Origin of the sequence: Bacillus cereus group sp. MYBK227-1 (assembly GCF_051916325.1) — a bacterium.
Lineage (GTDB): Bacteria > Bacillota > Bacilli > Bacillales > Bacillaceae_G > Bacillus_A > Bacillus_A cereus.
Genome location: NZ_JBQAGK010000001.1, coordinates 1,183,942 through 1,206,733 on the forward strand (window position 1 = coordinate 1,183,942; position 22,792 = coordinate 1,206,733).

Consider the following 22,792-nt stretch of genomic DNA (forward strand, 5'->3'; position numbering starts at 1 on the left):
AAACGTGAATTAGCCAGGACATCTATCGATAATTATTAGCTCACTTCAATCTTGGAAAAACGTAAGTGTAATGCTTGCGTTTTTTCTTTGTAATGGTGAGATGTCACAGAATAGACATAATTTGTCGTTGTTATAGTAATATCGAAATTTGTCAATTTATAGTAGGAGATTTACAAAGGGATTTTCGAGAAAGTAGAGAAAATCTTTTTATAAGGAAAACTTTTTATTATGAAACTGGTAGGGTGATTGAAGTGATTAGAGAGATCGAAATAGAAGATGCAGCATCATTTTTACAATTAAGTAAGCAATTAGATGAAGAAACGAAGTTTATGTTATATGAACCAGGAGAAAGAAAAACTACAGCTGAGCAACAAGAAAAAATAATCGATCGATTTATAGAAAATGAATATGCAACAATATTTGTAGCAGTTGAAGATGAGAGGATAGTAGGTTTTATATTAGTGAATGGAAATAACATTCAAAGAAAGAGACATGTGGCAACCATTGTAATTGGTATTTTGCAAGAGTATAACGGGCGAGGTATTGGGACGAGATTGTTTAAAGAGGTTGAGAAGTGGGCAAAATTACATGATGTATGGCGTTTAGAATTAACAGTAATGGCCCACAATACAAGAGCTCAGACACTATATAAAAAAGCTGGATTTGAGAAAGAAGGTGTCAAAAAAGCTGCTCTTATTATCGATGGAAAGTGCATCGATGAGTATGAAATGGCCAAATTATTAAAATAAGAGGTCGTTATATGAAAAAAAGATGGGCACTACTTGGTATTGTAGCTGCAATAATTATTGTTGGAGTAGCAGGAATCAATTATAAAATGTATAAGGATAAGCAGGCGCGGGAAGTAAGTGTAAATAGCATATTTCCGAAAGCGAAAGAAACGATTGCTAATATGGATGGGGATATTGCGGTAATTAATAATCCGAATTCAATGCTTGTACTTGTAAATAAAAGTAGGCGTTTACCAGATGGGTATAGACCGCCAGATTTAGTTATTCCGAAAGTGCGCTACTCTAGTGAAGGTGATCAAGAAAAGAAAAAGATGAGAAAAGAGGCAGCGAGGGCGCTTGAGGATATGTTTCAGCAGGCTGACAACGAGCGTATTTTTCTTTTTGCAGTTTCTGGATTTAGATCTTTTGATCGACAAAAAGCATTAAATACGATGTATAAAAAACAAGACGGGGAAGCAAAAACAGCAATGTCTAGCGCGGTTCCTGGCACAAGTGAGCATCAAACTGGACTAGCTATGGATATTACGTCTCAATCTGCTAAATTTCAGTTAGAGACAGTTTTTGGGGAAACGAAAGAAGGTCAGTGGCTTTCTGAAAATGCCCATAAATTTGGTTTTGTGGTTCGATACACAAAAGCGAAAGAAACGATTACGGGCTATCGGTATGAACCATGGCACGTAAGGTATGTGGGAAATCCACAAGCTACATATTTGTATGATAATCAACTGACACTTGAAGAAGTAACAGAGTGAACAATTGAGGGGAGAGACGTACAATGACGATGTTATATAAGAAAAAAGTACATGCATATATTACAAGAGAAAAAGAGGGGGTTATGCAATTACTTGTTTTTAAACATCGTGATATACATGAAGCTGGTATTCAAGTGCCAGGGGGAACGGTTGATGAAGGTGAAACGTTAGAAGCTGCTATATTGCGTGAAGTACAGGAAGAATCCGGATTGCGTCATTTATGCATAGAGCGGTTTTTAGCAGATTACATTATACATATGAAAGAAAAACAGGAGTATGAAAAACGCCACTTTTTCCATGTAACTTTACTAACAGATGTAAAGGATACTTGGGAACATATTGTAAGTGCTGGTGAGGAAGATAAAGGATTAGTATTTTGCTATGAATGGGTTGATATTGCAAAATGCCCTGAATTAGCTGGGAAACAAGGTGAGTTTTTACATTTATTAGATGAAGTATACGCATAGTAATGTAAGAGTCTGAAGCGAAGGTTAATCCGTTTCAGACTTTTTTTATTTTTCGGGAAATTAAAGGTGTTTAAATAAGGATATTGAATTTCTTTAAAGGGATATTAATTAAATTAGCTTATGCTTTTGAACAAGCGACAAAGCATAGAAAAATCCCCAACTTATCATGAATAGAATAAACAAAGAGGACAGGAATCCCTGTCCTCTTTGTTTTAGTGATTAAATTGAAATATCGTTCTGCTCTGTCTTATGATATTTTAATAAACTAAAAGATAAACAAGCGGAACATAAAATAAGAATAGAAGCGATGATATAAATTGTACGAACACCGAACATATCAGTAATAATGCCAATGATAAGCATAGATAGTCCAGAGGCTGTTGAAAGAAGTGCGCCATGTGCTGTATACATTTTTGATAATAAAGAAGGGGCGACACTTGATTGTAAAACAGTCGTTTGGGAAATATCTCTAATTTGATAACAGGGTCCCATTAGAACACATAGAAAAAGCGCAATAAATCCGCTGCTTGTCATACCATATAAAAATGTAAGAATGCTAAATATAAGAGAGCCAATCGACATAGATCGTATTAAATTGTTTTGAATATAGGAACTCATTTTCCAGGCTAATAGACCACCGATTAACGTGCCAACATAATAACTTGTATTAATATATCCCCACCATTCTTCGCCCTTATGAAGGATAGTCGTAACGTATGCCATCGTAATAGCACCAATCCATATTGTCCCTGCGAAAGTTTCGATTAAGTCCATATATGTAACGGTACGGAGAGAAGGATTTTGAAATAGGAGTTTCCAACCTTCCAATAAAACAGTACTTTTGGAAGAGGGAGAATCTGCTATTCTTTCAGTATGTATGGAACGTAATGAAAAATGTAATGCAATGCATCCGAAAATCATTAAAATGTTATTAATCATGAGTGTAGAAGTAGCGCCAATGAGAAGAACGACAATACTCGTAAATGAATAAGCAACGGCTTGCACAATTTGTGTTGAAAAGGAAAAGATACTATTTACTTTTACTAATTTTTCTTTCGGTGTAAGGCGCGGAAGAATACCGTATAATAATGGAGCACTCCACCCGCTACATAATGAAATGACAAAAATAAAAGTTAATAGAGCTATAATGTTTGTGGATAAGACCGGGAACAAAATCATTAATAATAGTAAAAAGACTGTTTTCAACCATTGGAGCGTATATAACAGCGTATAAGATGGAAAACGATTTATCATAAGTGGTGCAGAGATGTTAGCAATTAGATTTGTGATAACTTGTAATAATGGAAAAAGAGCAGTAATAGTAGCTGATTTAGTTGCTATATAAATATGAGTTGTAATAATCATTACATATACGATGTCAGCGAGAGTAATGCATATTTTGGAACCTAAATAGTAGATTAGTGACAGGTTTCTCAATAAGAATATCACCTCTATAAAAAATAGTATTTAGTAATTGTAATAATTGTAATTTAAAAATTAAAATTTTTAAAGAATTTAATTTTTTGTCACTTTTTGAAAGGGATTTTCATGTATAATGAAGAATATATTGATATAGTATTATATTAATGATCATTGTAACAGTGAATATGTACAATAGCTTGTAGCAAACGCCCAAGTGTAAGAAAGGGCGGATAAACCATTCTTTTCTTCATATACATATAGAAAATGAGAAAGAAAGTGAGGGTTGCATATGGCTGCTTGGGTAATTTGGTTTATAATAGCTGGTATTTTATTTATCGCGGAAATGTTGTCGATTACATTTTACATGCTTTGGCTTGGAATTGGAGCTGTTGTCGGAGGTCTTATTGCTTTGTTTGCTCCTGATGCACTACTGTTACAAGTTACTGTTGGTGCAATTGTAAGTTTAACTTTGACATTCTTTACGAAAAGAATTTCAAAAAACTTTCGAGAAGCAAAAGGTTTTACTGATACAGTAGATATGCTTGTTGGTAAAAGAGGGATTGTTATGCAAGCGATTACAAATGAAGCGAATGGTATTGTGAAGGTGGATGGAGATACTTGGACAGCTATTGCAGATTCTTCAATTGATGCTGGAGAAAAAGTCGTTGTTATAAAGAGGCATAGTACTATATTACAAGTGAAAAAGGAGAGTGAATAAATATGGTAGCATTAACGTTAACGATTATATTCGCACTAATTGTAGTTACATTTATCGCATTAACAATTAAAATTATTCCTCAGCAAAAAGTTGGGGTTGTTGAAAGATTTGGTAAGTTTCAACGTATAATGCACCCAGGGTTAAATATTTTAATACCAATTGTAGATCGTGTTCGTGTATATCATGACTTACGCATTCAACAAACGAATGTACCACCGCAAAAGGTAATTACGAAAGATAATGTTCAAGTAGAGATTGATACAATTATTTTCTATCAAATTGTTGAACCAGAACTTGCGACATATGGTATTTCAAACTATGAATATGGTGTTCGTAATATTACTTCAGCAACGATGCGTCAAATCATCGGTAAAATGGAACTGGATGAAACGTTATCTGGTCGTGAAAAAATTTCAACAGAAATCCGCTTAGCGCTTGATGAAGCAACAGAAAAATGGGGCGTACGTATTGAACGTGTCGAAGTTGTTGATATTAACCCGCCAAAAGATGTGCAAGCATCAATGGAAAAACAAATGAAGGCTGAGCGTAATAAACGTGCGATTATTTTAGAAGCTGAAGCAGCAAAACAAGATAAAGTCCTTCGCGCTGAAGGGGAAAAGCAAAGTAAAATCTTGATGGCTGAAGGGGATAAAGAAGCGCGTATTCGCGAAGCTGAAGGTATAAAAGAAGCAAAAGAATTAGAAGCACAAGGGGAAGCACGAGCAATTGAAGAAATTGCAAAAGCAGAACAAAATCGTATTGAATTGCTTCGTGAAGCGAATTTGGATGAGCGTATACTTGCTTACAAATCATTTGAATCATTAGCTGAAGTTGCAAAAGGACCAGCAAATAAAGTCTTTATTCCGTCTAATGCAATTGAAACACTTGGTACTCTTGGTGCAATTGGAGAAATATTTAAAGAAAAACAAGCGAAGAAACTACCTTCAAATGATACAGGAAAAGAACAATAAAATTGAGGAAGAGAAATGGTATACCATTTCTCTTTTTTTTGTGCGTATATTCTGAAAAGCTTGTACATATCCATGTATAAAGAAGGTGATGCAGTGAAAAAGTATGCAACTCGAATACATGGGAAGAAACTGATTTCGTTACTCCTTTTATATGCGCTAATAGTAATTATGATAGCGTCGATTTTGACGTCATTTTTACATACAATGAAATCGAATTATGCAAATCAATGGTTTGGAAAAGTATCGATGCAAGGTTTTGTTCAAATGATAGAAAGTGAGAATCGCTATTACGGATTTGATTATTTTAAGAAGAATAAAAGAGAGTCAGTTGGGAATTTAATGTTCTCTATCGCGACAGATTTGAAAATTAAAGATTTAAGAACATTCGTCGGTAAAGAAGTACCTGGTATGTCAAAGTATTATTCTAATATTATCGTAGCTGGGGAAGGGACAAACTTGACGAATATCCCAAATGAATCTAGTGTACCGATTGAAGAAGTAACGAAAGAACGGGAAATAGCAAAAGATAAAGTTACAGAAGCGGAAAAGAATAATCCGGTTCAGAAAAAGAACGGAGCGAAAAAAGGTGAAAGTGCAGTATATATTTATCATACACATAGCTGGGAATCCTTCTTTCCATTATTACCAGGGGCAACTGATCCATCTAGCCCAGATGTAAATGTGTCTTTACTAGGGAAACGTATGAAAGAGCAACTTGAAGGACAAGGAATTCCGGTAGTTCATGATAAAACGAATATGGGTGATTTATTAGCGAGTAAAAAGTGGGTATGGTATCAGTCATATAAAGCGTCTCATGAATATGTAAAAGAAGCATTAGCACAAAATAATAAAATTGCGTTTCCGATTGATATACACCGTGACGATCAGCGTAAGAAAGTAACAACAAAAGTAATTAACGGAAAATCGTATGCAAGATTATATTTTATAATTGGGATGGAAAATGAAGGCCGTGCTGAAAATGAAAAAATTGCAAGAGCAATCAATAGTTATTTAGATGAAAACTATTACGGATTAAGTAGAGGGATTTTTCCAAAGTATAAAAAAGATGGAAATGGCGTTTATAACCAAGATTTATCGAAAAATGCGATGTTAATTGAAGTTGGTGGTGTTGATAATACGTTAGATGAATTATATAACACAATTGATGTGTTAACAGAAGCGTTTAGTAAATATTATTGGAATGATGCGGAAAAAGTGAATGGATGAGGGACGGGAGACCGTTCCTTTTTTATTTTGGAATCTTAAAATGTGATATAATGGAATTTTATGAATGTTAAATAAAGGGAGAGAGAAACATGCAAATACTACTAATACGCCACGGAGAATCAGAAGCTGATATTTTACATGTGCATGAAGGTCGAGCTGATTTTGAGTTAACTGACAAAGGGAGACAACAAGTACAAAGACTTGTACAGAAAGTGAAAAAAGATTTTGCACCAGATTTCATTTGGGCAAGCACATTAAAACGCGCTCGTGAAACGGGTGAAACATTAGCAGAAGCAATTGGTTGTCCAATTCAATTAGAAGAGGAATTAATGGAGTTTAATAATGGAGTGCAAGCAGGCTTATCATTTGAAGAAGCAAAGAAATATCCAGAGCCAAAGTTTCTTCATGATCGTTTTGAAAACGGGGAATCGTTTATTGAGTTTCGAATGAGAATAGAAGGAATCTTTTCTAAAATCTTGACAGAGAATACATATGACCGAATTGCAATTGTTGCCCATGGGGGCGTAATTAATAGTCTATTACGTGCATTTTTCAAAATGCCAATTTCAATGGACTACTATTTCAAAATGGGAGATACGGGAATAAGTTTAATTGAAATTGAGGGTGAACAAAAAACGGTGCATTTCATTAATGATACGAATCATTTGGACGGGATGTAAAGACTTATGTACAAAGTTGTATTTTTCGATGTTGACGGTACGTTATTAAGTGAGATTGATAGAAGCATGCACGAAAGTACAAAAGAAGCGGTACAAAGATTAATAGATAAAGGAATTCACGTAGTTGTTACAACTGGAAGACCATATAGTTTATGCTCACAATTTAAGGAACTAGGTATAAATACGTTTATTTCAGCAAATGGTGCACATATAAAATGTGGGAAAGAAGTTATACATAAATCAGTACTTTCAAGCGAAATCGTTCATGATATTTCAAATTTTGCTGAATTACATGGTCACAGTGTTTCTTACTTTACAGAAGAATTTGCAATGAATAATATTGCTTCCAAAGATGAACGTGTCATGCGAGCGTTAAATGAAACCTTAAATTTAGAGCAGTATCCTGACAAAGTTAGAAACTTATCAGATGAGATGTATTGCATATGTCTGTATGCTGATGATACAGAAGCTCAAAAATTCATTGAAAGATATCCAGCACTTACGTTTGAGCGTTTTCATGGTTACGTTATAAATGTATTGGAAGATAGTAAAGTATCGAAGCTAACTGCAATTCAAAAAGTATTGGAACATTTAAACATTAGTAAATTAGAAGCCATTGCTTTTGGGGATGGTGGAAATGATATTGAGATGTTGCAGTATGTAGGATTAGGAGTTGCGATGGGAAATGGTGGAGAGGAGTTGAAGAGAAGGGCTGATTTCGTTACAACGAAGGCGAGTGAAGGCGGAATTTCTTATGCCTTAAAGAAGTTGCGCATTATTTAAAACTAATAGTTAGTGAGTGTGAAAAATCCTGTTTTAATAATAGGATTTTTTGTTTAACAATGTGCTTGCAATAAAAGGAAAAATATGAGTATAATGAGAAAGTGATTAGGTAAGCTAATTAATTAGTGGGAAAGGAGAGTGAAGATGAATGGATTCAAGAAAAGACTCTCTTCCTTTAGGGATTGAGCCGTACGCAGAGTTAATCAAAAAGACAGCATCAGCGGATACGGATCAAATTGCAGCAAAACTTGGTTTGTTAATGTTATGGACGTCTGATAATGTTCTTGATGCTGTTGACGTAGATTTAGCTCCGCTTGGTATTTCAGAGAGTAAATTAGATTTTTTACTATTGTTTATTTTGCGTGAAATGGAAGCGAATGGGGAAGAGGTGAACATGAGTCCTTCGGATATTGCGAGTCGATTAGGGATTACACGTGCTTCTGTCACTGGCTTATTAGATTGGATGGAGAAACGAGAGTTAATCGTAAGATTCCACCATTCTGAAGATCGAAGAAGATTAAAGGTGAAAATTACTCCGAAAGGAAAAGAACTAGTTACACATTCTTTACCAACTTTTTGGTTATCTTGCGCTTCGTTAGTTGATGGCTTTAATCAAGAAGAGCGTCAAGTTTTAGAAAAGCTATTAAATAAAATGCAAGCAACTATGCAGGTGAAATTAGGAGAAGGTAGGTAAATAAGTTGATTATGAAGATCAACTTATTTATTTGGACACATAATTAGTTTGCCTTATTATATGTTTAACTAACTTTATGTACGGTAATAATTTTTGCTATGTAATTAAAATAAGAGTTAAAGGAATGCTATTTTAGTGATTTAGAGATTTTAAACTAATAAAAACAAATCGTAATAAGGGAGAGAGTTTATGATGGAAATAGGAAAGGAAGTAAATAGTGAAAAGAATTATACAATAATGACAGCTGTATTATGTTGGTCCGGTATGGTAGTTATGTCTAGCCTATATGTAACAATACCTTTAATCGCTCTATTTTCAAACATTTTTAATACGTCATTAACACACTCGGCAGCTACAGGAAGTATATTTTCTGTTGGCTTTGCTATAGGGTGTTTGTTATTTGGGGCAATCTCTGATAAATATGGACGAAAAAAAGTGATTTTTATTGGATTGCTTGCACTGTCGATAGTTTCTTTTTGCTTAGGGTTTGTAGATAGTTTATTTTGGCTTGTTATTTTTAGAGGTATACAGGGGATAGCCGCAGCTACATTTTCTCCAGTAGCGTTAGCCTACGTTGTAGAAATGTTCCCAGTAGAAAAAAGGGTTACAACAATAGGGTTTGTTAGTACCGGTTTTTTAGTAGCTGGAATTGTAGGGCAGGTAATAAGTACTGCTGTTAGTCAGCATTTTGGATGGCATATGGTTTTCTTTCTTCTTAGCATTGTCTATATAAGTACTGCTATATGGATTTATTATTCTCTTCCGAAAGGAGAGACGTCTCAATCCTATACTGATATTTTGGGACCAATTAAACAGATGGGTAAAGTTTTTACAAATAAAAGCTTAGTATTAAGCTATATAATTGCATTCGTTTTATTAATGGCTTTTGTTAATATGTATACTGTTTTAGGGAATTATTTGAGCTCCCCTACTTACAATTTAACTGCAGAACAAATCCTTTATTTTCGCTTAGCAGGGCTGTTTGGTATGTTGCTGTCACCACTTGCAGGTCGTTTAACAAAGAGGTTTGAAGTAAGGAAAGTTCTTCAAGGAGGATTGTTGATTGCTATTTTTAGTCTAAGTTCAATGGGCTTTGTTTCGTATCTATCTCTACTTGTAATGATGAGTGTCTGTTTTGTAATAGGTATTGCTATATCCGTTCCGTCTTTAGTTTCTCTTGTAGGTCAATTAGGAGGGAGAGCAAGGGGAATAGCAGTATCTATTTATACTTTTATTTTATTTTTAGGTACTAGTATAGGACCTATCATTTCTATTTATCTTATGAAAATAGGAGGTTATGCTCAAACATTTATTTTATTAGGAATGATACTTTTTATTGGTTTTGTAGCTTCTCTATTTATAATTAATGAATGAGTGGAAAATCACTCAAATAAAGGAATGCGAGGATCTTTCATATGCTCGCATAATAAAATATAAATTTGTCCACGATGATGATAAAAGTGTGCAACGATTTCAAGTAACCATTCAAAGCGCGAATAAGAAATACCCCAATAGGCAGTCATAACTTCTGCTAATTCTATTTGGGAGTAGGAAAGAAATGTTTTAGAGAGAAGGTTGTAACCTTCAATCACCGTTTGTTGCATGTGAGCAACTGTTACGGGGGTACGTTCTATATAAAAGGTATGTAATTCTTTTTCTGGAATACCATTTAAAATGAGTAAATCAGCATGACAAATAAGAGAAAGATGTGCACACATTTCAAATAATGATCGTTTTGAGTGAATCGGTTGTATTTTTAAATCGTTTTCACTATATTGGTTAAGCATATCAATAGAAGTATCAATAGCAACTTTTAGTTGATGCAATGCAGATTGAACAAACATTGTAATTCTCCTCGTCTCCGTATATAATAGTTTCTTGAGGATATTATATCATACTCAAAATTCCGAAAATTCTAGTAGTTTGACTAGCATAATGAAAAGTATTATATTGTAAAAGGTCATATGAAACGTGAAATAGAATGGAATGCAATTATTGAGTTAGGAGTTAGACCAATGAGTTTGAAATATGGAAGAGATACAATTGTAGAAATTGACTTAAATGCTGTAAAACATAATGTAAAAGAATTTAAAAAACATGTAAATGATGAAGAAATTAAGATGATGGCTGCTGTAAAAGCGAATGGGTATGGCCATGGGGCAGTTGAAGTTGCCAAAGCTGCAATTGAAGCAGGAATACATCAACTTGCAGTTGCATTTGTAGATGAAGCAATAGAATTAAGAGAAGCAGGAATTACTGTGCCGATTTTAATTTTAGGATACACACCAGTAGCGGCTGTAGAAGATGTAATTCAATATGACGTTATGATGACTGTTTATAGAGTAGAAGATTTACATGGTATAAATGAAATTGCAAACCGTCTTCAAAAGAAAGTACAAATTCAAGTGAAAATTGATACAGGAATGAGTCGTATCGGTTTACAAGAAGAAGAAGTTAAACCATTTTTAGAAGAATTAAACCGTATGGAGTATGTAGAGGTAGTAGGGATATTTACGCATTACTCTACGGCAGATGAAATCGATAAATCATATACGAATATGCAAACAAGTTTATTTGAAAAAGCTGTTAATACAGCGAAAGAATTAGGAATTCAAATACCATATATTCATAGTTCAAATAGTGCGGGATCAATGGAATTAAGTAACACATTTCAAAATATGGTACGCGTTGGAATAGGAGTGTACGGTATGTATCCGTCAAAAGAAGTGGATCATTCAGTCGTTTCTTTACAGCCTGCGTTGTCGTTAAAATCAAAAGTAGCTCATATTAAACATGCGAAGAAGAATCGTGGTGTAAGTTATGGGAATACGTATGTAACAACTGGTGAAGAATGGATTGCGACTGTACCAATTGGTTATGCTGATGGTTATAATCGTCAATTATCTAATAAAGGCTATGCGTTAATTAACGGGGTTCGAGTACCTGTTATTGGCCGTGTTTGTATGGACCAGTTAATGTTGGATGTTTCAAAAGCGATGCCAGTACAAGTAGGAGACGAAGTAGTATTCTACGGTAAACAAGGTGAAGAAAATATCGCAGTAGAAGAAATAGCGGATATGTTAGGTACAATAAACTATGAAGTTACATGTATGCTAGATAGAAGAATTCCGCGTGTCTATAAAGAAAATGACGAAACAACTGCAGTTGTAAATATATTAAGAAAAAACTGAATCATTTCGATTCAGTTTTTTTATTCATATCAAATGCGAATATACCCTCGTTATGTAATACGGAGTAAACTTTGTGAAACACACTTTTTAGTTCATCTAAATTAAACTATCACCGGCAGAGATGACCAGTCCCGCAACAAAGATCTAATATACGAGAGTAGGGAAGAGCATCTTGTAAAACGAGGCTGGGTAGGAGGATTCAACAAAATGTCTCCAATGTTTATTATAGATGTTTGCTAAAATATCATAATTAGAATAAATTGTTTTTTTAACATATGTATTCACCTAAAAATTCATTAAATTATAATAGTCATGCCTCGTTTTAATTTCAAAACCACATTGTGTATATAGTTTTAAAGCGTGGATATTTTTTGTTTCGACGTCTAATTCAATTGTTGAAACTCCTTCTGTAATAAGGGTATGTACTATATTACAAAGAATATCTTTTCCGTATCCTTTACCTTGATAAGAAGGATGAACGGCGAATCCTGATAGTGTAGTAGATTGCTCTTGTTTAGAAACTGTAATTGTTCCTATCACTTTTTCAGCAATAAGGGCACTGTAAACTTGATGGGAAGATGAAGTCATCATTTTTTGTAACCATGTAGTCGTATTTTCTACTGAATCACCAAAAGCTTTACTAGAAATTTTAATAAGATCAAGAAGTGATTCTGAAGTTGCAAGAGTAAGCTGTATATTATTATCTGTTGTTTTTTGAATTTCGTTTGTTTTGCACTCCATACTATATTCACTATATAAATATGGTAACTTCATATGTTTTACAAATTCATTCCCAGAAATAGAATCCCCATTAATAATAAGAAGAGCTTCATCTGTCTCTCTATTTTGTATTTCTTTCATTGCAGTTTGTAAAAGGATAGTTCCGAAACGTTGTTTTCTAAAATGAGGATGTACAAAGCCTATTAGTTCAAGCTTTGTTGGTCTTTCGAAATCATACATATTTAAAGCGCCAATTAATTGAGTACCGTTATAAAGAAGAAAATCGTTTATATAATCTTCATTTCGATTTTTTAAAAAGTTGATATGTAAATCTGAAGAGTAATCAAGATTGTCTTGTTGCCCACAAATATAAGCCAAATCCTTCATTTGCTGTATTTCACTTTCTGTTACAGAACGCTTTTTCTGAATATCCATTGTATACTCCCTCTCATTCGTATTTAAAAATAGGATGGGTGACTTAACCATTTTTTAAATTCCACATTACCTTGCACAGATAACAGTCGGTATAAATAACGATAAGGCTGTCTATATTCTTCTAAGTGAGGAATAGACATAATTGTTTCGTAACCACTTTTAAAGGCATGCGCTTCTTTTTCTGTAAATTCCATAAATTCATTATATAACAGATGATGTGTTATGAGGATAAAGATAAAAAGATAGACAGCATACTTACATTTATAGTGAAAACTCATTAAAAATATTATATTTCTCTATTTTTGTATGAATTGTCTAAAAATAATAGTGGTAATACTTGAATGTAAGACTCGTATCTTTAAATTTATGAAGAGTAAAAGTAAGCATTCATTTATAAGATTGTGAATCACAATAATGTAGACTATAGAAAATATTTCTCAATAATAAAATGAAGAGAAAAGCATGAAGAAGTAGAATGCATTCATTTATAATAGACTTAAATTAATTAATATAATTAATTGTTAATTTTATTATGTTAATTGGATAGGAGAGAATGTTATGGCAAATGTACTCGTAATAAATTTTCCTGGGGAAGGTCATATTAATCCGACTTTAGCTATTGTAAGTGAGTTAATTCAGCGAGGGGAAACAGTTGTTTCTTATTGTATTGAAGATTATAGAAAGAAGGTTGAAGCAACAGGTGCGGAATTCCGAGTGTTTGAGAATTTTCTCTCTCAAATTAATATTATGGAACGAGTAAATGAAGGTGGGAGTCCTTTGACGATGCTATCTCATATGATTGAAGCATCAGAGCGTATTGTTACTCAAATTGTAGAAGAAACAAAAGAGGAAAAATATGATTATTTAATATATGATAATCATTTTCCAGTAGGACGTATTATAGCGAATATTTTACAATTACCAAGCGTTTCATCCTGTACAACGTTTGCTGTTAATCAGTACATTAATTTTCATGATGAGCAAGAATCGAGACAAGTAGATGAAATGGATCCATTATATCAATCTTGTTTAGCGGGAATGGAAAGATGGAATAAGCAGTATGGAATGAAATGTAATAGTATGTATGATATTATGAACCATCCTGGTGATATTACGATTGTATATACTTCAAAAGAATATCAGCCACGTTCAGAGGTATTTGATGAATCGTATAAATTTGTAGGTCCATCAATTGCTACTCGAAAAGAAGTGGGGAGTTTTCCTACCGAAGATTTAAAAAATGAAAAAGTGATTTTCATTTCTATGGGAACAGTTTTTAATGAACAACCTGCTTTGTATGAAAAATGTTTTGAAGCGTTTAAAGATGTTGATGCGACAGTCGTATTAGTCGTTGGTAAGAAGATAAATATAAGTCAATTTGAAAATATCCCGAAAAACTTTAAGTTGTATAATTATGTCCCGCAATTAGAAGTTTTACAGCATGCTGATGTATTCGTGACACATGGTGGTATGAATAGTTCGAGTGAAGCGTTATATTACGGTGTTCCATTAGTTGTAATTCCGGTAACAGGAGATCAGCCATTCGTTGCAAAACGATTGACTGAAGTAGGGGCAGGCATAACACTTAATCGTAACGAGTTAACTTCTGAATTGTTACGTGAGACTGTAAAGAAAGTAATGGATGATGTGACGTTTAAGGAAAATAGTCTTAAAGTGGGAGAATCGCTTAGAAATGCTGGTGGATATCAAAGGGCAGTTGAGGAAATATTCAAATTAAAAATGAAGCCGTACGTAAAGATTAAATAGATGTTAAAAACACACTTACTTTTAATTTGTAAGTGTGTTTTTAGTATTACGCGTTACATGTATTACATAAAAATAGCGATAAAGGTGAAACTTTTCTGTATATAAATCGATACCTTTGAATTAGTAGTAAAATTACGTTAAAATAATACTAAGAAAATATATAAGTTTTGGGGGTAATGAATGAAGAAAGTATTTGAATACGTATTATTAACAATTGGCTCAATTATAGTAGCAGGTTCATTAGAGCTTATTTTAGCACCTAATGGATTAGTAGATGGCGGGGTAACGGCTATTGCTATTATGGCAAATAAAGTCGCAGGATTGCCGCTTTATGGTGTGTTCTTAGGAATTAATATCCCAATTTTATTATTTACTGCAAAAGTAATGGGAAAGAAGTTTTTTATCCGTACATCTTATGCGAATGTAGTTACAACACTCGGATTAATTTATTTAAAACCATTTCCAGCAATTACGACTTCTGAGTTATTAATTGTACTTTATGGTGGAGTACTGTTTGGAATTGGTGTTGGGATTGTTGTTAAAATGGGTGGAGCAATTGACGGTTCAGAAATGTTAGCAGTTTGGATGAATAAACACTTTAATGTACCGATTAGTACATTTTTACTTGCAGTAAATGCAGTTATTTTCATCTTTGTTGCTATTTTATTTTCAATCGAACAAGCGATGTTCTCGTTAGCAATTTTCTATATTGTTACGAAGATGATTGATTTTATACTAGATGGTATTAATCAAGGTAAGAGCGTTATGATTATTTCTAGTAAGAATAAAGAAATAGGCGATTTACTTATGAAAGAATTGCAACTATCTGTTACGTATCTACATGGAGAAGGTGGTTTTTTAGGGGAGCATAAGAGAATCATTTATTGCATTACAAACCGATTCATTTATCCGAAAATGAAAGATCTCGTTCTCTCTGTAGATCCAACCGCTATAATTGAAGCTTCCTATTCAACAGAAACGACTGGTGTGAAACGTCCGGGAAGGAAAGCTAGGTCAGGTGAATAACTAGAAGAAGGCTGTCCAAAAAGTTATTTTGGAACAGCCTTCTTTTTTATTTTGTTGAATTGTTAACATGTTACAAGTTAAATCTACTGTTAACAAGTTTCCTTGCAACTAGGAAACCAAGCGTCTTTCAATAATGTAGCCAACGTTTCAATTTTATTTTCCGGAATACTACCAAAGCCGAGTAATACGTATGATTCCTTACGTAAATCATTCACGAAATCATATGGAGAAAGTGGGTATAATTTAACGCTTTGTTTTTTAGCGGATTCAATCAGTTCATTTTCATTCATACTGTTATTTACACATAAAACAATATGAAGTCCGGACTGTTCGCCAAGAATTTGAACATTAGCCCCCATTTCTTTCGTAATGGATTTTACTAACGTATGATGTTTTCTTTTATATAGTGTACGACTCCGATTAAGGTGACGTTCCCAATTCCCGTTTTGTATAAAGTTAGCAAAAGCAAGTTGTTGTATTGTAGCGACTGTTTGTTTGAAAATTCCATGCAGTTCTTGATATGTTTTTAAAAGATGTGGTGGTAAAACAATATATCCCATTCGTAAAGAAGGTAAAAAAGATTTTGAGAAAGTTCCCATATAAATAACGCGTTCATTTGAATCAAGACTTTGTAAAGAAGGAATTGGCTTACCAGCGTAGCGAAACTCTCCGTCATAGTCATCTTCAATAATGTATCCATTGCAATCATTAGCCCACTTTAACAATTCTAATCTTCTAGATAAAGGCATAATAATCCCGAGTGGAAATTGGTGTGATGGTGTAACGTATGCGACATTGGAATTTGTATTGTATAAACTAGAAATATCAATCCCTTTTTCATCCAATGGTATGGGATGAATTTGTCTATCACAGCTTTTAATAATTGCGTGTATACGGTGAAATCCAGGGTTTTCAATGCCGTATTCTTTTGTAGGGCCAAGCAGTTGAAGTAGTAGCCAGAGAAGTGGCTGTGTTCCGGCGCCGATCACAATTTGATCAGGTGAAGAATGTACACCGCGAGAATGATATAAATATGTTGATATATGCTCTCGAAGAGCGAATTCACCTTGAGGATCTTCTTTAGCAAATAGTGCATTTTCGTATGTAAGTATGGATTCTTGTAATGCTCGTTTCCAATTTGTAATCGGAAATGCATTTTGATCAATAAGCCCTTGGCTACAATCATATTCAAATTTTTCTTCTATTAAATTGTTCGTCTTCTTTGCTGCATTTCGTTTTTTATTTGGGATAACGTCAATATCGAAATTTGCTACAAAAATACCACGTTTCGGTTTACTTTCTGCATAACCTTCAGCTAATAACTGTTGATAAGCTGATTCAACAGTAATGCGGCTAATATTAAGTTGTGATGCTAAATTTCTGTGTGAGGGTAGCCGTGTGCCAACAGAAATAGTCCCTTGTATAATTTCAGCTTTTATATATTCGTAAATTTGCAAGTAAATAGGTGTGTTACTTTGTAATTGCAATGGGATAGTAAAATCCATATAAAACTCTCCTTTAAAACTGGCCTTATAAAAAACACTTAAACTGCCACTTAAGTAAAGGGCAGTTGCTTTCTATAATAATGATATAACATTTAGAAAATTATTTAAATAGTTAAGGGAGAGTTAAAAATGAATGTTAAAGAAGTAGTAACAGAAGAGCAATTACATGAAGTATTACCTGTTTTACAGCAATTAAGAACGAAACTTTCAAAAGAGGAAACAAGCTCTTTATTTCGAAATATGAAAGAAGAAAATTATAAACTATTTTCGTTGCGTAATGAGGATGATGAAGTTGTTAGCCTTGCAGGTGTAGCAATTTGTACGAACTTTTATAATAAGAAACACGTTTTCGTATATGACCTTGTAACAGCAGAAGCACATCGTTCAAAAAGACATGGGAAAGTATTACTTTCGTATATAGAGAACTGGGGAAAGGAAAACGAATGTGAGTCTATCGTCCTCACGTCAGCATTTTCAAGAATTGATGCTCATCGTTTTTATGAAAGAGAAGGGTATGATAAGGTGAGTTATTCTTTTCATAAAGAATTATAAAAAATAAGAAGAAGTTGTCCCGCAAAAATTGGGAACAGCTTCTTCTTATTTTTTAAGTTATTATTAAACCGTAAATAGGTTGTAAGTTATGGTATATGTATTTGAAAAGGTTATATAGTGTATTTTGTCGAATTGTTTTAATTTAATAAAGAGAATGATTGGAGCGCTTATACTTGAAAAAAATAAAGAAACTATCAATCCCTAATGATGCTAGAGTTATCGTCATATCTGATATTCATGGAGAATTAAATCTTTTAAAAGAAGCACTACATAAAGTTAACTTTAAAGATGAAGATTATTTAATTATTAATGGAGATCTTTGCGAGAAAGGACGAGATAGCGTAGGCGTAGTAAACTACGTTATGAATCTTGTAAAGAACAATTCAAAGGTTCACGTTGTTGAAGGGAATTGTGAAGTTTTAGTTGATGCTCTTCTAAATGAAAATCCTGATCTTATTAATTATTTATGTATGAGAAAGCACTCGATTTTTAATGAATGGCTAGAGCGATTAGGTTTTTCAGTTCATGAGGGCACTTCAATTCGTGAAGTGAAAGAAGCATTGTTAAGTGAATTTTCACAAGAACTATATTGGCTAACAGAGTTGCCAACAGCGATTGAAACAGAAGATTATATTTTTGTGCATGCCGGTCTAGAAGATAGAGTAGATTGGAAAGAAACAGAGCGCAAAAATGCGATAGCAATGCCACAGTTTTTTAATAAATCACATAAAGCAAATAAGTATGTAATAGTTGGTCATTGGCCTGTCGTGAACTATTCTGAAGAAGCACCGTCTAACAATCCAGTTATTGATAAGGAGAAAAAAATTATTGCAATTGATGGAGGAAATGCAATTAAAGAAGCAGGGCAATTAAACGTATTTATTATTCAGAGGAAACAAACCGGCGATACGTTTTCTTATACATATGTAGACTATTTTCCAGAGTACGAAGTAATAGCGGATTTTAATGCGAATTCAGAAATGCAGGGCGGAGTGACATATCCGTATTATTACATAGAGCCTATCGAGAAGATGCAAGATTACACCGTATGTAAACAAAAGGAAACGAATAATTTACTCACTGTAAAAAATGAATATATGAAACAACTTGAGTCAGGTGAATATACAGTGAAAACCGATATTTCTTGTGCGCAAATAAGCGTTAGGAAGGGAGATATCGTTTCTCTCATTGATGATAGCTGTTCAGGATATGATTTAATTAAAAAAGATGGCGTAGAGGGTTGGATAGGGAAAGGGATTTTAGTTGAGATAGAAAAAGTGAAAAATAAAACATTAAGCTGAAATAGGAGGGGTATAACCTCCTATTTTTTTAAAGGAGTAGATTGCTTGCTGTCTTTAATAAGTAAATAAATCGTACTCGGCAGAATGATAAGCGTCATTCCTAAAAGAATTGCTAGTATAGCATAACCTCTATAGGGAGCAGAAACGATAAAAGGAAGTATCGCTAAAAAAATACCTGCTATCATCATTGAAATACTACTAATATTTGAAGCTCTTTTTTCAAGGTACTTATCATTCCATTCTAATGAAACGGTTGATTTAGTCGTATCAATTTTGGAACTGAAATAACCTATTAATATAAATAAAAGCCCTAATGCTAAAAATATGAAATGATCAAGAGGAAGTGAAAAGCCAAGAGCGATGAGGGAGATGACAATATCGACAAAAAATAAGAATAGTAACATTGTGTTGCCGATCCAATGGAGAAATTTCTGGTTACTCGCTGCTTTAGATAAAGCTAAAAATACAAAGAATAAGAAGGAACATATAATTATATTTACGATTACAAAAGTGCTTTTATCCATTGTTGATGTAGGCGTTCCATTAAAGTCCCATTTCGTAACAATATTTGATGGTAAGAAGAACTGTAGAATAATATTTGTCGTAACAATAGTGAGAAATAAAGCAATACTAAATCGATTCTTCACTGAATCACCAGCGTTCTAAATCAATAATTGGTATCTAATAACGAAATTATACAATATAATAAATGATATTAGTTTTGATTTTTCTGAAAAAATATTATAATTATATATGAAATAAAGAGGAATGCAGGAGGGAATTATGCAAAACGTTGTATTAAAGGGGAAGAAAGTTACAATTCGTACAATAGAAGAATCGGATATAAAAACATTATGGAATATCATATTTAAAGAAGAAAGCCCAGAATGGAAGAAATGGGATGCGCCATATTTCCCGTTCTCAATGCAAGAATACGCTTCCTATAAAGAGAAGATGCAAACTCGTTTGCAAGAAGAACCACTGTCAAATTTAATTATAGAAAATAACGGTCAAATTATAGGGACGGTCGGATTTTATTGGGAGCATAAACCGACGCGTTGGTTGGAGATGGGGATTGTTATTTATAATCCAACTTACTGGAATGGTGGCTACGGTACAGAAGCGTTAACGTTATATCGAGATTTATTATTTGAAAAGATGGAGATTGGTAGAGTAGGGCTCACGACTTGGTCTGGTAATGAACGAATGATGAAAGTAGCGGAGAAAATAGGAATGAGCTTAGAAGGTAGAATGCGAAAGTGTCGTTATTATAACGGAACATACTATGATTCTATTCGAATGGGCATGATTCGTGAAGAATGGGAAGCGCTATGTGTAACGAAGGGGTGAGAAAGATTGTACGCTATTATTGCTACATTTGATCGTGTGTTTACTCATAAAATTACAGAACTGCAAAATGAATTAACAAATGTAATTGGAACAAATCAACTAGCTGGAGTAGAACCTCATATTACGTTAGCTGATTATAATGAGTTAGATGTCCATTTGTATACGGAGAAACTAGGGGAGTTTGTAGCTATTCAAGAAAATATGGATGCAGTAACTTTTCCTTCTATTGGAATTTTTCCTACTAATGGAACGGTCTTTCTAGCGCCGACTGTTATCGATGAATTGTTAAAACTTCATCATTCTTATCATGATTATTTTAAAACTTTTCATGACAACCCAAATTCATATTACGTACCGGGAAAATGGGTTCCGCATTGTACAATTGCAAATAGATTACATACAAAGCAGTTTTTAAGTGTAATGGAATATATTTATGGGAAATTTGATTTTGCAACAGCTTCAATTGAGAAATTAAAATTAATTAAGGTGAATTATGAAAATGGTTCTGCCATTTCTTCTAGTATATTAGCAGAATATAATTTAAAGAGAATGGAGACATCGAGATGACATATATAATTAGAGAAATGAAGCAAGAGGACATTCATGCTGTACAATCAGTAGCAAAAATAGCTTGGCATGATACATACGAAGGCATTATTCCAAGAGAAATTCAAGATAGTTTTTTAGATGAGGCATACTCTGATGAAAAAATGAAATATCGTCTTAAAAATACACATTTATTCGTTGCGGAAGAAGAGGGTAAAGTAATAGGGTTTGCAAACTTTTCACCTGTTAGACTACAAAACGAAGCAGAATTAGGTGCGATTTATTTGTTACCAGATCAGCAAGGAAAAGGGATCGGAAGTGCTTTATTACAAAGAGGGATTAAAGCATTAAATGGGATACGGAAATTGTACATACATGTAGAAGCAGCAAATGAAAAAGGAAAACGCTTTTATGAAGCGAAAGGTTTTGCTGAATTAGAGCAATTTGAAGAAGACTTTGAAGGACATATGATGCAGACAGTAAGGATGGTTTTATACGTATAAGGAGGACTAGTAATGAAAATTTTTGATTTTAGTGAAAAAGTAGGAAAGCACCTATCAGTATTTCAATCTAATTTCATCATGTCAAAAATATTAAACCATCAAGGAAATATACATATCGGTGCTATGCATTTACACGAGAATGGAATCATCGGTAATCATGAAGCAGTTGTATCTCAACTGCTTCTTATTGTGGACGGGACAGGATATGTATGTGGAGTAAATAAAGAAAAGATAAAGATAGAGGCGGGACAAGCTGTGTTTTGGGAAAAGGGAGAGCTCCATGAAACAAGTACAGAACACGGATTAACGGCAATTGTTATGGAAGCGGAGAATCTTGAACAAGCGATAGTAATGCCTATTATTCAAGGGGAGTTGTGAAAAATGATAATTAAGGCGAATCAAGAAGATAGCAATGAAATATTAAAATATGCGGCTCAATCGCTTTTTGAAGGGACGAGAGGGAATTGTCAATTAAGTACCGAGAAAGCAATTGAGATTACAAAGCCGATTGTAGAAAAAGGAGCATACTATTTAATTATTAAAGAAGAAAATAAAGTAATGGGATGGATATTAATAGGGGAAAATACAGACTATTTTTCTCGTGAAAAACTTGGATTTATATATGAATTGTACGTTTTCCCAAAATATCGCGGGAGAGGATTATCGCGAGAACTGATGGAAGCTGGTATTAAGGAATTACAGGAGAAGTATTCAGAAATTCGGTTGAATGTATTTGCTGGGAATTTTGCAAAAGAGATGTACGAAGAGTTTGGGTTTGTTGAAAGGCAGGTAATTATGACTTTGAAGTGAGTATTATAGTCTGAATGGGAGAAAATAATGATTTAGTGGCTACTTTCTCGCTGGGATTTAAAGTGAATAAGTCCTTATAAATATATAAAATAGATGGTTTGCCTTTATTTTATAGTAGATTTATAGAGTGTGCTTAAAAAATAAATAAATTAGTATTATACAATATATCGTTATTATAGTAAAAGAGAAATTTTGGAAAAATATCATTTTTTTGTTTAGAAATTTTTAAATTATTGATATAATCAATTTGTAGAATTGATTATTGGTTAATTTTACTATTTTTTAATTTTAAGGGGGATTTAATAATGGCAGGACAAATTCGTATGTCACCAGAGGAGCTTAAATCGAAAGCGACTCGATATGGACAAGGTGCAAATCAAATTGAGGACATTTTACGTCAACTACAAAACTTACAAAATGAATTAAGAGGAGAATGGGAAGGTCGTGCTTTCGAAGGTTTTGACCAACAGTTCAATCAATTAAAGCCAAAAGTACAAAACTTCGCACAGCTATTACAAGAAATTAATATGCAGCTTAATAAAACTGCAGAAGCTGTTGCTAGACATGACGAAGATCTTTCTCGTAATTTCGGTCTACAATAAGACAGATAAAAAGAAATATAT

General features: G+C 33.4%; 26 protein-coding genes and 2 pseudogenes. 21 read left to right on the plus strand and 7 right to left on the minus strand.

From position 1 onward, the window contains the following. Nucleotides 1-251 precede the first annotated feature (251 nt). Genes ACTFRM_RS06320 through ACTFRM_RS06330 form a run of 3 tightly spaced genes read left to right on the plus strand, consistent with a single transcriptional unit; the run spans nt 252 to nt 1,968 of the window. Nucleotides 252-749, plus strand: coding sequence for a GNAT family N-acetyltransferase (locus ACTFRM_RS06320; RefSeq protein WP_000617568.1), 498 nt, complete (start codon nt 252-254; stop codon nt 747-749). An 11-nt stretch (nt 750-760) separates the two neighbouring features. Continuing rightward, complete coding sequence (locus tag ACTFRM_RS06325) at nt 761-1,501, plus strand: M15 family metallopeptidase (protein ID WP_000747649.1); 741 nt, start codon at nt 761-763, stop codon at nt 1,499-1,501. 23 nt (nt 1,502-1,524) lie between these two features. After that, on the plus strand, nt 1,525-1,968 hold the full coding sequence (locus ACTFRM_RS06330; RefSeq protein WP_098787521.1) for an NUDIX hydrolase: 444 nt from the start codon (nt 1,525-1,527) through the stop codon (nt 1,966-1,968). Nucleotides 1,969-2,187: 219 nt separating this feature from the next. On the opposite strand, the gene ACTFRM_RS06335 is transcribed toward ACTFRM_RS06330, so the two are convergent. After that, nucleotides 2,188-3,405 carry an MFS transporter gene (locus ACTFRM_RS06335; RefSeq protein ID WP_031312793.1) on the minus strand — a complete coding sequence of 406 codons (1,218 nt, stop codon included), beginning with the start codon at nt 3,403-3,405 and terminating at the stop codon, nt 2,188-2,190. 274 nt (nt 3,406-3,679) lie between these two features. Here ACTFRM_RS06335 and ACTFRM_RS06340 point away from each other — a divergent pair, with 274 nt between their 5' ends. The 7 genes from ACTFRM_RS06340 to ACTFRM_RS06370 all read left to right on the plus strand — a co-directional run bounded on the left by ACTFRM_RS06340 (nt 3,680) and on the right by ACTFRM_RS06370 (nt 9,837). Then, complete coding sequence (locus ACTFRM_RS06340; RefSeq protein ID WP_000741976.1) at nt 3,680-4,108, plus strand: NfeD family protein; 429 nt, start codon at nt 3,680-3,682, stop codon at nt 4,106-4,108. Between the two features lie 2 nt (nt 4,109-4,110). Further along, on the plus strand, nt 4,111-5,079 hold the full coding sequence (locus tag ACTFRM_RS06345; protein WP_000226252.1) for an SPFH domain-containing protein: 969 nt from the start codon (nt 4,111-4,113) through the stop codon (nt 5,077-5,079). 15 nt (nt 5,080-5,094) lie between these two features. Further along, nucleotides 5,095-6,306 (plus strand): stage II sporulation protein P, encoded by a 1,212-nt coding sequence (gene spoIIP / locus ACTFRM_RS06350; protein WP_319006068.1) that lies wholly within the window; start codon nt 5,095-5,097, stop codon nt 6,304-6,306. A gap of 89 nt (nt 6,307-6,395) precedes the next feature. After that, the gene (locus tag ACTFRM_RS06355) at nt 6,396-6,986 is read left to right on the plus strand and encodes a histidine phosphatase family protein (protein WP_001166435.1); all 591 of its coding nucleotides are present in this window, start codon (nt 6,396-6,398) and stop codon (nt 6,984-6,986) included. A 6-nt stretch (nt 6,987-6,992) separates the two neighbouring features. Then, the gene (locus ACTFRM_RS06360) at nt 6,993-7,769 is read left to right on the plus strand and encodes a Cof-type HAD-IIB family hydrolase (RefSeq protein ID WP_000278973.1); all 777 of its coding nucleotides are present in this window, start codon (nt 6,993-6,995) and stop codon (nt 7,767-7,769) included. A gap of 148 nt (nt 7,770-7,917) precedes the next feature. Further along, the gene (locus tag ACTFRM_RS06365) at nt 7,918-8,463 is read left to right on the plus strand and encodes a MarR family winged helix-turn-helix transcriptional regulator (RefSeq protein WP_000378332.1); all 546 of its coding nucleotides are present in this window, start codon (nt 7,918-7,920) and stop codon (nt 8,461-8,463) included. 192 nt (nt 8,464-8,655) lie between these two features. Continuing rightward, nucleotides 8,656-9,837, plus strand: coding sequence for an MFS transporter (locus ACTFRM_RS06370; protein WP_002041020.1), 1,182 nt, complete (start codon nt 8,656-8,658; stop codon nt 9,835-9,837). Between the two features lie 8 nt (nt 9,838-9,845). Here the strand turns inward: ACTFRM_RS06370 and ACTFRM_RS06375 are convergent, their stop codons facing one another. Beyond that, entirely contained in the window at nt 9,846-10,307 is a 462-nt protein-coding gene (locus tag ACTFRM_RS06375; protein ID WP_173600586.1) for a DinB family protein, read from the minus strand. A gap of 171 nt (nt 10,308-10,478) precedes the next feature. Between ACTFRM_RS06375 and alr the strand changes: the two genes are divergently transcribed. Then, entirely contained in the window at nt 10,479-11,654 is a 1,176-nt protein-coding gene (gene alr / locus ACTFRM_RS06380) for an alanine racemase (RefSeq protein WP_002182683.1), read from the plus strand. A 22-nt stretch (nt 11,655-11,676) separates the two neighbouring features. Here alr and ACTFRM_RS06385 read toward each other — a convergent pair. The 3 genes and pseudogenes from ACTFRM_RS06385 to ACTFRM_RS06395 form a co-directional block, all read right to left on the minus strand. Then, nucleotides 11,677-11,939 (minus strand): annotated as a pseudogene (locus ACTFRM_RS06385) (class I SAM-dependent methyltransferase); the annotation flags it as partial. Then, nucleotides 11,940-12,809: a GNAT family N-acetyltransferase gene (locus ACTFRM_RS06390; RefSeq protein WP_048538782.1), complete on the minus strand. Its 870-nt coding sequence runs from the start codon at nt 12,807-12,809 to the stop codon at nt 11,940-11,942. It abuts the pseudogene before it with no gap. 23 nt (nt 12,810-12,832) lie between these two features. Continuing rightward, nucleotides 12,833-12,994 (minus strand): annotated as a pseudogene (locus tag ACTFRM_RS06395) (nitrate reductase); the annotation flags it as partial. Between the two features lie 373 nt (nt 12,995-13,367). On the opposite strand from ACTFRM_RS06395, the gene ACTFRM_RS06400 reads away from it, so the two are divergent. Both ACTFRM_RS06400 and ACTFRM_RS06405 read left to right on the plus strand, forming a co-directional pair. Further along, nucleotides 13,368-14,576, plus strand: a complete 1,209-nt coding sequence (locus ACTFRM_RS06400; protein WP_173600585.1) for a macrolide family glycosyltransferase — start codon at nt 13,368-13,370, stop codon at nt 14,574-14,576. A gap of 180 nt (nt 14,577-14,756) precedes the next feature. Then, nucleotides 14,757-15,602, plus strand: coding sequence for a YitT family protein (locus ACTFRM_RS06405; RefSeq protein ID WP_000755128.1), 846 nt, complete (start codon nt 14,757-14,759; stop codon nt 15,600-15,602). A gap of 89 nt (nt 15,603-15,691) precedes the next feature. Here ACTFRM_RS06405 and pdxR read toward each other — a convergent pair whose 3' ends face one another. Further along, nucleotides 15,692-17,107 (minus strand): MocR-like pyridoxine biosynthesis transcription factor PdxR, encoded by a 1,416-nt coding sequence (pdxR, locus tag ACTFRM_RS06410; RefSeq protein ID WP_088322220.1) that lies wholly within the window; start codon nt 17,105-17,107, stop codon nt 15,692-15,694. Between the two features lie 129 nt (nt 17,108-17,236). Here pdxR and ACTFRM_RS06415 point away from each other — a divergent pair, with 129 nt between their 5' ends. Together ACTFRM_RS06415 and ACTFRM_RS06420 are read left to right on the plus strand one after the other, a co-directional pair. Next, nucleotides 17,237-17,659: a GNAT family N-acetyltransferase gene (locus tag ACTFRM_RS06415; RefSeq protein ID WP_001101116.1), complete on the plus strand. Its 423-nt coding sequence runs from the start codon at nt 17,237-17,239 to the stop codon at nt 17,657-17,659. A gap of 173 nt (nt 17,660-17,832) precedes the next feature. Beyond that, on the plus strand, nt 17,833-18,960 hold the full coding sequence (locus ACTFRM_RS06420) for a metallophosphoesterase (protein ID WP_000721379.1): 1,128 nt from the start codon (nt 17,833-17,835) through the stop codon (nt 18,958-18,960). Nucleotides 18,961-18,980: 20 nt separating this feature from the next. On the opposite strand, the gene ACTFRM_RS06425 is transcribed toward ACTFRM_RS06420, so the two are convergent. Next, nucleotides 18,981-19,607, minus strand: a complete 627-nt coding sequence (locus ACTFRM_RS06425) for a DUF1648 domain-containing protein (RefSeq protein ID WP_000797169.1) — start codon at nt 19,605-19,607, stop codon at nt 18,981-18,983. Nucleotides 19,608-19,743: 136 nt separating this feature from the next. Here ACTFRM_RS06425 and ACTFRM_RS06430 point away from each other — a divergent pair, with 136 nt between their 5' ends. The 6 genes from ACTFRM_RS06430 to ACTFRM_RS06455 all read left to right on the plus strand — a co-directional run bounded on the left by ACTFRM_RS06430 (nt 19,744) and on the right by ACTFRM_RS06455 (nt 22,771). Then, the gene (locus ACTFRM_RS06430; protein WP_001181850.1) at nt 19,744-20,310 is read left to right on the plus strand and encodes a GNAT family N-acetyltransferase; all 567 of its coding nucleotides are present in this window, start codon (nt 19,744-19,746) and stop codon (nt 20,308-20,310) included. Nucleotides 20,311-20,316: 6 nt separating this feature from the next. Further along, nucleotides 20,317-20,877 (plus strand): 2'-5' RNA ligase family protein, encoded by a 561-nt coding sequence (locus ACTFRM_RS06435; protein WP_000270862.1) that lies wholly within the window; start codon nt 20,317-20,319, stop codon nt 20,875-20,877. Beyond that, nucleotides 20,874-21,359, plus strand: a complete 486-nt coding sequence (locus tag ACTFRM_RS06440) for a GNAT family N-acetyltransferase (protein WP_000221052.1) — start codon at nt 20,874-20,876, stop codon at nt 21,357-21,359. The genes ACTFRM_RS06435 and ACTFRM_RS06440 overlap by 4 nt, the downstream gene beginning before the upstream one ends. Before the next feature lie 12 nt (nt 21,360-21,371). Further along, complete coding sequence (locus ACTFRM_RS06445; RefSeq protein WP_000688072.1) at nt 21,372-21,737, plus strand: cupin; 366 nt, start codon at nt 21,372-21,374, stop codon at nt 21,735-21,737. Nucleotides 21,738-21,740: 3 nt separating this feature from the next. Next, entirely contained in the window at nt 21,741-22,169 is a 429-nt protein-coding gene (locus tag ACTFRM_RS06450; protein ID WP_000584231.1) for a GNAT family N-acetyltransferase, read from the plus strand. A gap of 305 nt (nt 22,170-22,474) precedes the next feature. After that, nucleotides 22,475-22,771, plus strand: coding sequence for a WXG100 family type VII secretion target (locus tag ACTFRM_RS06455; protein ID WP_000918601.1), 297 nt, complete (start codon nt 22,475-22,477; stop codon nt 22,769-22,771). Nucleotides 22,772-22,792 lie beyond the last annotated feature (21 nt).

Excerpts from the sequence above, each read along its gene's own strand:
- ACTFRM_RS06325 (WP_000747649.1), top strand. The coding sequence starts at position 761 with ATGAAAAAAAGATGGGCACTACTTGGTATTGTAGCTGCAATAATTATT.
- ACTFRM_RS06330 (WP_098787521.1), top strand. The coding sequence starts at position 1,525 with ATGACGATGTTATATAAGAAAAAAGTACATGCATATATTACAAGAGAA.
- ACTFRM_RS06340 (WP_000741976.1), top strand. The coding sequence starts at position 3,680 with ATGGCTGCTTGGGTAATTTGGTTTATAATAGCTGGTATTTTATTTATC.
- ACTFRM_RS06345 (WP_000226252.1), top strand. The coding sequence starts at position 4,111 with ATGGTAGCATTAACGTTAACGATTATATTCGCACTAATTGTAGTTACA.
- spoIIP (WP_319006068.1), top strand. The coding sequence starts at position 5,095 with ATGGTATACCATTTCTCTTTTTTTTGTGCGTATATTCTGAAAAGCTTG.
- ACTFRM_RS06355 (WP_001166435.1), top strand. The coding sequence starts at position 6,396 with ATGCAAATACTACTAATACGCCACGGAGAATCAGAAGCTGATATTTTA.
- ACTFRM_RS06360 (WP_000278973.1), top strand. The coding sequence starts at position 6,993 with ATGTACAAAGTTGTATTTTTCGATGTTGACGGTACGTTATTAAGTGAG.
- ACTFRM_RS06365 (WP_000378332.1), top strand. The coding sequence starts at position 7,918 with ATGGATTCAAGAAAAGACTCTCTTCCTTTAGGGATTGAGCCGTACGCA.
- ACTFRM_RS06370 (WP_002041020.1), top strand. The coding sequence starts at position 8,656 with ATGGAAATAGGAAAGGAAGTAAATAGTGAAAAGAATTATACAATAATG.
- ACTFRM_RS06375 (WP_173600586.1), bottom strand. The coding sequence starts at position 10,307 with ATGTTTGTTCAATCTGCATTGCATCAACTAAAAGTTGCTATTGATACT.
- alr (WP_002182683.1), top strand. The coding sequence starts at position 10,479 with ATGAGTTTGAAATATGGAAGAGATACAATTGTAGAAATTGACTTAAAT.
- ACTFRM_RS06390 (WP_048538782.1), bottom strand. The coding sequence starts at position 12,809 with ATGGATATTCAGAAAAAGCGTTCTGTAACAGAAAGTGAAATACAGCAA.
- ACTFRM_RS06400 (WP_173600585.1), top strand. The coding sequence starts at position 13,368 with ATGGCAAATGTACTCGTAATAAATTTTCCTGGGGAAGGTCATATTAAT.
- ACTFRM_RS06405 (WP_000755128.1), top strand. The coding sequence starts at position 14,757 with ATGAAGAAAGTATTTGAATACGTATTATTAACAATTGGCTCAATTATA.
- pdxR (WP_088322220.1), bottom strand. The coding sequence starts at position 17,107 with ATGGATTTTACTATCCCATTGCAATTACAAAGTAACACACCTATTTAC.
- ACTFRM_RS06415 (WP_001101116.1), top strand. The coding sequence starts at position 17,237 with ATGAATGTTAAAGAAGTAGTAACAGAAGAGCAATTACATGAAGTATTA.
- ACTFRM_RS06430 (WP_001181850.1), top strand. The coding sequence starts at position 19,744 with ATGCAAAACGTTGTATTAAAGGGGAAGAAAGTTACAATTCGTACAATA.
- ACTFRM_RS06440 (WP_000221052.1), top strand. The coding sequence starts at position 20,874 with ATGACATATATAATTAGAGAAATGAAGCAAGAGGACATTCATGCTGTA.
- ACTFRM_RS06445 (WP_000688072.1), top strand. The coding sequence starts at position 21,372 with ATGAAAATTTTTGATTTTAGTGAAAAAGTAGGAAAGCACCTATCAGTA.
- ACTFRM_RS06450 (WP_000584231.1), top strand. The coding sequence starts at position 21,741 with ATGATAATTAAGGCGAATCAAGAAGATAGCAATGAAATATTAAAATAT.
- ACTFRM_RS06455 (WP_000918601.1), top strand. The coding sequence starts at position 22,475 with ATGGCAGGACAAATTCGTATGTCACCAGAGGAGCTTAAATCGAAAGCG.